10 protein-coding genes are annotated in these 9,532 nt (G+C 52.9%); 8 read left to right on the top strand and 2 right to left on the bottom strand.

All coding sequences use genetic code 11. The features are described 5' to 3' along the window. Positions 1 to 37: 37 nt before the first annotated feature. The 8 genes from hisG to hisIE are packed head-to-tail and all read left to right on the top strand — an operon-like array spanning position 38 to position 7,191. On the top strand, positions 38 to 937 hold the full coding sequence (gene hisG, locus J1785_RS07395) for an ATP phosphoribosyltransferase (RefSeq protein WP_129952693.1): 900 nt from the start codon (positions 38 to 40) through the stop codon (positions 935 to 937). Positions 938 to 940: 3 nt separating this feature from the next. Next, the gene (gene hisD, locus J1785_RS07390; RefSeq protein WP_129952692.1) at positions 941 to 2,263 is read left to right on the top strand and encodes a histidinol dehydrogenase; all 1,323 of its coding nucleotides are present in this window, start codon (positions 941 to 943) and stop codon (positions 2,261 to 2,263) included. Beyond that, positions 2,253 to 3,386 (top strand): histidinol-phosphate transaminase, encoded by a 1,134-nt coding sequence (gene hisC, locus J1785_RS07385; protein ID WP_217137740.1) that lies wholly within the window; start codon positions 2,253 to 2,255, stop codon positions 3,384 to 3,386. Before hisD ends, hisC begins: the two co-directional genes overlap by 11 nt. 14 nt (positions 3,387 to 3,400) lie before the next feature. Next, complete coding sequence (hisB, locus tag J1785_RS07380) at positions 3,401 to 4,465, top strand: bifunctional histidinol-phosphatase/imidazoleglycerol-phosphate dehydratase HisB (RefSeq protein WP_238483124.1); 1,065 nt, start codon at positions 3,401 to 3,403, stop codon at positions 4,463 to 4,465. Further along, on the top strand, positions 4,465 to 5,055 hold the full coding sequence (gene hisH / locus J1785_RS07375) for an imidazole glycerol phosphate synthase subunit HisH (RefSeq protein WP_217137739.1): 591 nt from the start codon (positions 4,465 to 4,467) through the stop codon (positions 5,053 to 5,055). Before hisB ends, hisH begins: the two co-directional genes overlap by 1 nt. A gap of 5 nt (positions 5,056 to 5,060) precedes the next feature. Beyond that, on the top strand, positions 5,061 to 5,798 hold the full coding sequence (gene hisA, locus J1785_RS07370; RefSeq protein ID WP_129952688.1) for a 1-(5-phosphoribosyl)-5-[(5-phosphoribosylamino)methylideneamino]imidazole-4-carboxamide isomerase: 738 nt from the start codon (positions 5,061 to 5,063) through the stop codon (positions 5,796 to 5,798). Beyond that, complete coding sequence (gene hisF / locus J1785_RS07365) at positions 5,780 to 6,553, top strand: imidazole glycerol phosphate synthase subunit HisF (protein ID WP_129952687.1); 774 nt, start codon at positions 5,780 to 5,782, stop codon at positions 6,551 to 6,553. The genes hisA and hisF overlap by 19 nt, the downstream gene beginning before the upstream one ends. A gap of 23 nt (positions 6,554 to 6,576) precedes the next feature. Beyond that, entirely contained in the window at positions 6,577 to 7,191 is a 615-nt protein-coding gene (hisIE, locus tag J1785_RS07360; protein ID WP_217137757.1) for a bifunctional phosphoribosyl-AMP cyclohydrolase/phosphoribosyl-ATP diphosphatase HisIE, read from the top strand. 118 nt (positions 7,192 to 7,309) lie between these two features. Here hisIE and gndA read toward each other — a convergent pair whose 3' ends face one another. Together gndA and J1785_RS07350 are read right to left on the bottom strand one after the other, a co-directional pair. After that, positions 7,310 to 8,719, bottom strand: a complete 1,410-nt coding sequence (gene gndA, locus J1785_RS07355; RefSeq protein WP_129952686.1) for an NADP-dependent phosphogluconate dehydrogenase — start codon at positions 8,717 to 8,719, stop codon at positions 7,310 to 7,312. A 263-nt stretch (positions 8,720 to 8,982) separates the two neighbouring features. Then, a partial coding sequence (locus J1785_RS07350; protein WP_217219142.1) for a hypothetical protein occupies positions 8,983 to 9,532 on the bottom strand: 550 nt, incomplete at its 5' end.

Genomic DNA, 9,532 nt, shown 5'->3' with positions numbered 1-9,532 from the left:
GATTTTTACGATAAATAATTAAGAAACTGAGGTCATCATGCTGGATAAAACACGTTTACGGATAGCAATGCAAAAATCAGGTCGCCTGAGCGATGAATCACGCGAACTGCTGGCCCGCTGCGGGATCAAAATCAACCTGCAGGAACAGCGTCTGATCGCCTTCGCAGAAAACATGCCGATCGACATTTTGCGTGTACGTGATGACGATATCCCGGGGCTGGTGATGGATGGCGTGGTGGATCTGGGCATTATTGGTGAAAACGTACTGGAAGAAGAGTTGCTGAGCCGCCGCGCTCAGGGCGAAGACCCGCGCTATTTCACCTTGCGTCGTCTGGATTTTGGCGGTTGCCGTCTTTCCCTGGCCACCCCGCTGGACACGGATTACACCGGTCCGCAAAGCCTGCAAAACGCCCGTATCGCCACTTCTTATCCGCACCTGCTTAAACAATACCTCGACAAGAAAGGCGTTGATTTCAAATCCTGTCTGCTGAACGGCTCTGTAGAAGTTGCGCCACGCGCTGGTTTGTCAGATGCGATTTGTGACCTGGTATCCACAGGTGCGACGCTCGAAGCTAACGGCCTGCGTGAAGTGGAAGTGATTTACCGCTCCAAAGCCTGTCTTATCCAGCGCGACGGCGACATGCCACAAGAAAAACAGCTGCTGATCGACAAAATGATGACCCGTATTCAGGGCGTTATTCAGGCCCGCGAATCCAAATACATTATGTTGCACGCGCCAAGTGAGCGTCTGGACGAAATCGTTGCATTGTTACCGGGTGCTGAACGTCCGACTATTCTGCCACTGGCAGGCGACCAGCAACGCGTGGCCATGCACATGGTCAGCAGCGAAACGCTGTTCTGGGAAACGATGGAAAAACTGAAAGCGCTGGGCGCCAGTTCCATTCTGGTTCTGCCAATCGAAAAAATGATGGAGTAAGCCATGAAGCCTGACGCGTTTACTACCCCGATTGACTGGCAGCAATGCGACGAGCTACAGCGTCGCGAGCTGCTGACACGCCCGGCAATGTCGGCGTCTGACCGTATTACCGAATCTGTCAGCGAAATCCTGCGCCGCGTGCGAAGTGAAGGTGACAGTGCGCTGCGCGAGTTTTGCGCCCGCTTTGATAAAACTGAAGTCCAGGAATTGCGTGTCACCGCACAGCAAATCGAGGCAGCCGCAACGCGTTTAGACGATGATGTAAAACAGGCGATGGCGCATGCCGTGCGTAACATTGACACGTTCCATCAGGCGCAAAAGCTGGCCGTTGTGGATATCGAAACACAGCCGGGGGTGCGCTGTCAGCAACTGACGCGCCCTATTCAGTCTGTCGGGCTGTATATCCCCGGCGGGTCTGCGCCGCTGGTATCGACTGTATTAATGTTAGCGACACCGGCGCGTATTGCCGGATGCCAGAAAGTGGTTCTGTGTTCTCCGCCGCCGATTGCCGATGAAATTTTATATGCCGCGCAGCTTTGCGGCGTGGAAGAGGTGTATCAGCTGGGCGGTGCGCAGGCCATTGCCGCGCTGGCGTTCGGTACCGAAACCGTGCCGCGTGTGGCGAAAATCTTCGGGCCGGGCAATGCCTACGTCACCGAAGCCAAGCGTCAGGTTAGTCAGAGCCTGGACGGCGCGGCAATCGATATGCCAGCCGGGCCTTCAGAAGTGCTGGTGATTGCCGACAGTGGCGCAACACCTGATTTTGTCGCCTCTGATTTACTTTCCCAGGCAGAACACGGCCCGGACTCACAGGTAATTTTGCTGACGCCGGATTTGAAAATGGCGCAGGCGGTCGGCGAAGCCGTTGAACGTCAGTTGCAGACATTATCCCGCAGCGAGATTGCCCGTCAGGCACTGGCAAGCAGCCGGCTGATTGTGGCGAAAGACATCGCGCAGTGTATTGAAATCAGTAATGCATACGGTCCGGAGCACTTGATTTTGCAAACCCGTGAGCCGGAGCAACTGGTCGACAGTATCACCAGCGCCGGTTCAGTATTCCTCGGTGACTGGTCACCGGAATCAGCGGGCGATTATGCCTCCGGCACCAACCACGTCTTGCCGACTTACGGTTACACGGCCACCTGTTCCAGCCTCGGCCTGGCAGATTTCCAGAAACGCATGACCGTTCAGCAGTTAACGCCTGAAGGTTTGCTGGGACTGGCGAATACCATTGAAACCCTGGCGCAGGCTGAACAGCTTACCGCACATAAAAATGCCGTGACTTTGCGTGTGAAGGCTTTGAAGGAGCAACGCGATGAGCAATGAAAATAACCTCAGCGTTCAGGCGCTGGCACGAAAAAATGTCCGGGAACTGACACCGTATCAGTCTGCCCGCCGTCTGGGCGGCAACGGAGATGTCTGGCTTAACGCTAACGAATACGCCATCGCGCCACAGTTCGAACTGACGCAGCAAACCCTTAACCGTTATCCGGAATGTCAGCCTGCGGTGGTCATCAATCGCTACGCCGCTTACGCCGGTGTGGATCCGGAACAGGTGCTGGTCAGCCGCGGCGCAGATGAAGGCATCGAACTGTTGATCCGTGCATTCTGTGAACCGGGTAAAGACGCTATTCTTTATTGCCCGCCGACTTACGGGATGTACAGCGTCAGTGCCGAGACAATAGGCGTGGAAGGCCGGACCGTGGCCGCAAAAGCCGACTGGTCTTTGGATCTTCCGGCGATTGAAGCCGCACTGGAGGGCGTGAAACTGGTTTACGTGTGCAGCCCGAATAACCCGACCGGCAATATCATCGACCCGGATGAGATCCGGGCCGTGCTGGACATGACCCGCGGGCGCGCCATTGTGGCGGTCGATGAGGCGTATATCGAATTCTGCCCGCAGGCGACAGTTTCCGGCTGGTTACAGGAATATCCGCATCTGGCCATTTTGCGCACACTGTCCAAAGCGTTTGCCCTTGCCGGTCTGCGCTGCGGCTTTACACTCGCCAACAGCGACCTGATTGGCTTATTAATGAAAGTGATCGCGCCATATCCTTTATCTACGCCGGTGGCCGATATTGCCGCACAGGCCCTGAGCCCGGAAGGACTGGCGTTAATGCGCCAGCGTGTCACTGAAATAACAGAAAACCGTACATGGTTGCTGGAAGAACTGAAAAAATGTGTCTGTGTAGAAGAGGTTTTTGCCAGTGACACTAACTACGTGCTTGCACGCTTCTCCGCTTCAAGCGCCGTATTTAAAAACCTCTGGGATCAGGGCATTATCCTGCGTGACCAGAACAAGCAACCGGGACTTTCCGGCTGCCTGCGTATTACTATCGGTACACGGACAGAGCTGCAACGCGTGATTACTGCCCTGCAACTGTTACCGGCGGCCACCGCCACGACCTTCAATAAAAATCAAAATAGCCCCCGCAAGGAGCACATGTGAGCCAGAGTCCGTTATTGCAAAAAACACTGTTTATCGACCGCGACGGTACCCTGATTTCCGAACCACCTGAAGATTTTCAGGTCGACCGTCTGGACAAACTGGCCCTCGAACCGGGTGTCATTCCGGCGTTATTAGCGCTGCAAAATGCCGGCTTTAAGCTGGTGATGATCACCAATCAGGACGGTCTGGGCACGGCCAGTTTCCCGCAGGAAACGTTCGACCCGCCACACAACCTGATGATGCAGATACTGACTTCTCAGGGCATCGTTTTCGATGACGTGTTGATTTGTCCGCATCTGCCCGCCGATCACTGTGATTGCCGTAAACCGAAAACTAAACTGGTGGCGGGTTATCTGGAAAGCGGTGTACTGGACACGGCAAACAGCTATGTGATTGGTGATCGTGACACGGATATCCAGCTGGCCGCCAATATGGGCATCACCGGGCTGCGTTATCAGCGTGATACGCTGAACTGGGCCAGTATTACCGAACAGCTGACCAAACGTGACCGTCATGCAAAAGTAAACCGCGTGACCCGCGAAACGGCAATTGAAGTGGATGTCTGGCTCGATCGCGAAGGCGAAAGCAAAATCCGCACCGGCGTCGGCTTCTTTGACCATATGCTGGATCAGATTGCCACGCACGGCGGTTTTCGCATGAACATCGAAGTGAAAGGTGATTTGTATATCGACGATCACCACACGGTGGAAGACACCGCGCTGGCGCTGGGCGAAGCCCTGAACAAAGCGCTGGGCGATAAACGCGGTATCGGCCGTTTTGGGTTTGTGCTGCCGATGGATGAATGTCTGGCCCGCTGTGCACTGGATATCTCCGGGCGTCCGCACCTTGAATACAAAGCTGAATTTAACTATCAGCGCGTCGGTGACCTGAGCACGGAAATGGTCGAACACTTCTTCCGTTCACTGTCTTATGCGATGGCCTGTACCCTGCACCTGCGAACCAAAGGTAAGAACGATCACCACCGTGTTGAGAGCCTGTTTAAAGCCTTTGGCCGCACACTGCGCCAGGCAATTCGTGTCGATGGCAACACCCTGCCGAGTTCGAAAGGAGTGCTGTGATGAATGTCGTTATCCTTGATACCGGCTGCGCCAATCTCTCCTCCGTGAAATATGCGGTTCAGCGCCTGGGCTATGAGCCTGTGGTGAGTCGCTCCCCCGAGATTGTGTTGCAGGCTGACAAATTATTTTTACCGGGCGTTGGCACGGCACAGGCCGCCATGGAACAGCTCGAACAACGTGAGCTGATCGGGCTTATCAAAGCCTGCACTCAACCGGTACTGGGTATTTGCCTGGGCATGCAACTGCTGGCCTCTTCCAGTGAAGAGAATGGCGGTATTGATACGCTGGGTATTATCGACACCCCCGTGCAACGCATGCCTGATTTCGGTTTGCCGCTGCCGCATATGGGCTGGAATCAGGTCACAGCCAATGCCGACAGCCATTTATTCCGCGGCATTGATGAAAATGCCTACTTCTATTTCGTCCACGGATTTGCGATGCCGGTATGCGAAAATACGGTTGCCCAGACACTTTACGGTGAGCCCTTCAGTGCTGCTGTACAAAAAGATAATTTCTTTGGCGTGCAGTTTCATCCCGAGCGTTCCGGTGCCGCAGGCGCCCGGTTGCTGAAAAACTTTCTGGAGATGTAAACAGCATGATTATTCCCGCTTTGGATTTGATCGAAGGCAGTGTGGTGCGTTTGCATCAGGGCGATTACGGGCAGCAACGTGACTACGGTAATGATCCGTTACTGCGCTTACAGGATTATCAGCAGCAAGGCGCACAGGTTCTGCATCTGGTCGATTTAACCGGCGCAAAAGATCCGGCAGCACGTCAGATCCCTTTGCTTACTCAATTACTGGCTGGCGTTTGTGTACCGGTGCAGGTGGGAGGGGGTATCCGTAACGCGCAGGATGTCGAAGCCCTGCTCAAAGCTGGCGCAACCCGCGTGGTGGTAGGTTCAACTGCGGTTAAAGATCCGGCGACCGTACAGGGCTGGTTCAGCCGTTTCGGCGCGGATGCGCTGGTGCTGGCACTGGATGTCCGCATTGATGCCGAAGGCACCAAAAATGTGGCCATCAGCGGCTGGCAGGAAAATTCTAATATCACGCTGGAACAGGTCGTCGGGCAATACCTGCCGTTCGGCCTGAAACATGTGCTGTGCACCGATATTTCCCGTGACGGCACGCTGGCGGGTTCCAATGTGGAACTTTATCGTGAAGTGACCGCACGTTATCCGCAGGTAGCGTTTCAGGCTTCCGGCGGCATCGGTTCGCTGGATGATATCGCAGCATTGCGTGACAGCGGCGTGGAAGGCGTGATTGTCGGGCGTGCATTGCTCGACGGTAAATTTAATGTGACGGAGGCAATTTCATGCTGGCAAAACGGATAATCCCCTGCCTCGACGTTAAAGACGGTCAGGTCGTCAAAGGCGTACAGTTCCGCAACCACGAAATCATCGGCGATATTGTGCCACTCGCGCAACGCTATGCGCAGGAAGGTGCGGACGAACTGGTATTCTACGACATCACTGCCTCAAGCGATGGTCGTGTTGTGGATAAAAGCTGGGTATCGCGCGTGGCGGAAGTCATCGACATCCCCTTCTGTGTGGCGGGCGGTATTAAGAGCCTGGAAGATGCCAGCCAGATTTTGCAGTTCGGCGCGGATAAAATTTCCATAAACTCCCCTGCACTGGCGGATCCGACGCTGATCACCCGCCTTGCCGACAGGTATGGTGTACAGTGTATCGTTGTCGGTATCGATACGTGGCATGATGCAGAGACGGGAACTTATCAGGTTCATCAGTTTACCGGCGATGAAGCACGCACCAAAATCACCACATGGCAGACCATCGACTGGGTGAAGGAAGTGCAGGAACGTGGTGCTGGTGAAATCGTTCTGAATATGATGAATCAGGATGGCGTGCGTAACGGTTATGATCTTGAGCAACTGAAGATGATCCGCGAAGTATGCCATGTTCCGCTGATCGCTTCAGGCGGCGCGGGCACCATGCCGCACTTCCTCGACGCCTTCCGGGAAGCACAGGTCGACGGTGCACTGGCCGCCTCCGTGTTCCACAAACAAATTATTAATATCGGCGAGCTAAAAAGCTACTTAGCCGAAAATGGCGTGGAGATCCGCTTGTGAGTAATCAGGATGTAAAAACCGGTCTGCTGACCGGTGAACAAATTAACCAGCTCGACTGGGAAAAAGTGGATAACCTGATGCCAGCCATCATTCAGCACGCGGTATCGGGCGAAGTGCTGATGCTCGGGTATATGAATCAGGAGGCGCTGAATGTCACGCAGTCTTCCGGCAAAGTGACATTTTATTCACGCACCAAAGCGCGTCTGTGGACCAAAGGCGAAACGTCAGAAAACTATCTGAATGTTGTCAGCATCACGCCGGATTGCGATAACGACACGCTGCTGGTGCTGGTCAATCCGGTTGGCCCGACCTGCCATAAAGGCAATAACAGCTGCTTCCACCCTGCTGAAACCGACTGGGCGTTTTTATATCAGCTGGAAGAACTGCTGGCCTCGCGCAAAACGGCCGACCCGGAAAGTTCGTATACTGCCAAACTCTACGCCAGCGGCACCAAACGCATCGCACAAAAAGTGGGTGAAGAAGGTGTGGAAACCGCGCTGGCCGCCACCGTCAACGACCGCTTTGAACTGAAAAACGAAGCCTCAGATCTGATCTATCACCTGCTGGTCTTACTGCAGGATCAGGATCTGAACCTGAGCGCAGTCATTGATAATCTGCGTCAGCGTCATAAGAAATAACGGCGCCGTTCAAACGTAAATATTCAGACGTAAAAAAGCCGCCTTTGCTGATGCATCGGCGGCTTTTTTGTCACGGTCAACAACCCTGCGGCGCGCTTAACACGCGCCGGTCAGGCAATTAATCCAACCATTCGGTGTGGAATACGCCGTCTTTATCGGTACGTTTGTAAGTATGCGCACCGAAGTAGTCACGCTGTGCCTGGATCAGGTTAGCAGGCAGTACCGCTGAACGGTAGCTGTCGTAGTAGTTGATCGCAGCAGAGAATGTAGGCGTCGGGATACCGTTCTGAACAGCATAAGAGACGACATCTCGCAGCGCTTGCTGATATTCATCAGCGATATTTTTGAAGTACGGTGCCAGCAACAGGTTAGCGATAGATGCATTTTCAGCATACGCATCGGTAATTTTCTGCAGGAACTGTGCGCGGATGATACAACCAGCACGGAAGATCTTGGCGATCTCACCGTAGTTCAGATCCCAGTTGTTCTCGTCTGACGCAGCTTTGAGCTGTGAGAAACCTTGCGCATAAGAAACAAGCTTGCCCAGATACAGAGCGCGACGCACTTTCTCGATGAATTCAGCTTTATCACCGGAGAAGGCTTTCACCGCCGGGCCGGACAATACTTTAGAAGCCGCAACACGCTGGTCTTTCAGGGAAGACAGGTAACGGGCAAACACGGACTCCGTGATCAGGGTCAGTGGCTCGCCCAGATCCAGTGAACTCTGGCTGGTCCATTTACCGGTACCTTTGTTTGCTGCTTCGTCCAGAATCACATCAACCAGATATTTACCGTCTTCGTCTTTCTTGGTGAAGATATCTTTGGTGATGTCGATCAGGTAGCTGCTCAGCTCGCCTTTGTTCCAGTCAGCGAAGGTGGTAGCCAGCTCTTCATTGCTCAGATTCAGCGACTGTTTCAAAAGGGAATAGGCTTCGGCGATCAACTGCATGTCACCATATTCGATACCGTTATGAACCATCTTGACGTAGTGACCCGCACCGTCTGCACCGATGTAAGCTACGCAGGCATCGCCATCTTCAGCACGCGCTGCAATCTTCTCAAGAATCGGTGCCACCAGCGCGTACGCCTCTTTCTGGCCGCCAGGCATAATGGACGGGCCTTTCAGTGCGCCCTCTTCACCGCCGGAAACACCGGTACCGATGAAGTTGAAACCTTGCTCGGACAGTTCGCGGTTACGGCGAATCGTGTCTTTATAATAGGTGTTGCCGCCATCGATCAGGATGTCGCCTTTATCCAGGTGCGGAGTCAGGGATGCGATGGTTTTGTCAGTTGCTTCACCGGCTTTCACCATCAGCAAGATACGACGAGGTTTTTCCAGTGAGTCAACAAACTCTTCGACGGTGTAGTGCGGAACAAGGTTTTTACCCGGATTTTCAGCGATAACTTCATCAGTCTTGTCGCCGGAACGGTTAAAAATGGAAACGGAATAACCACGGCTTTCGATGTTAAGCGCGAGGTTACGGCCCATTACCGCCATACCGACTACGCCGATCTGTTGTTTGGACATTAGCAACTCCTGTCTGAAATAGTTGATCGCCCGGTTTTTAGTCTAAACCCCTGTAAACAGTGAGTTTACCTGCACCGGACCATACAAATGAACACAAGCATTGTACATGAGAAAGGCGATGGGTGAACCTATCGCAGCCATAACAATATTCTGATCGCACATGCCTGCCCTTGTCTGCTTCGCCTTCTCAGAGGCCGGGTTTACTTTACCGGTAACATCTCAGGAATGCAGGTAAAAAAGAGCTTTTACAGGCAATCAAGAGCTCAGATGCTTATCGCCGCTGAGTCCTGCTCATCAGAGGATGCATACAGCCTGTCCGCCAGCATTTTTTTCTCATGATTAACGCGTCCGAAATCAATCAGGAACGCAGGACCGTGATTTTCAAAAAAAGAGTCAAGATTTAACGATTCTTCCCCCAGCTTTAAAAAAGACCAGTCAGTCACATACTTCAGACTATCGAATTTATTTTTATAATATTCTGACCAATAAAAGGACGTGCCTGACAATCCAACACTGGAAACGATAAGTTGAAAATGGAACCGGGTAGACAGGAAGAAATCTTTCATGGAAAACTGCAAGCCATGTTTCCAAATCGTTTCAAAAAACACCATTTCTATGCTGGGGAACTTTTGTTTAAGTCTCTTATAGAAATAGCCATCGGAGCCAGGTCTGAACTCATAAAAACGTATCAATGAATCTGGAAACTTTTGAATAAAAGCACCTATTGCCGCTTCAACCTGCTCCATAAAACGTATTTCATTTTCGTCACCTTCAGAAAATTCATTATGAAGGCATAACCGGAGTACAGGATTG

The organism is Rahnella perminowiae, from assembly GCF_019049755.1.
GTDB lineage: Bacteria > Pseudomonadota > Gammaproteobacteria > Enterobacterales > Enterobacteriaceae > Rahnella > Rahnella perminowiae.
Note: the sequence above shows the minus strand (reverse complement) of the source record. Positions and strands in the feature narration are given on the sequence as shown.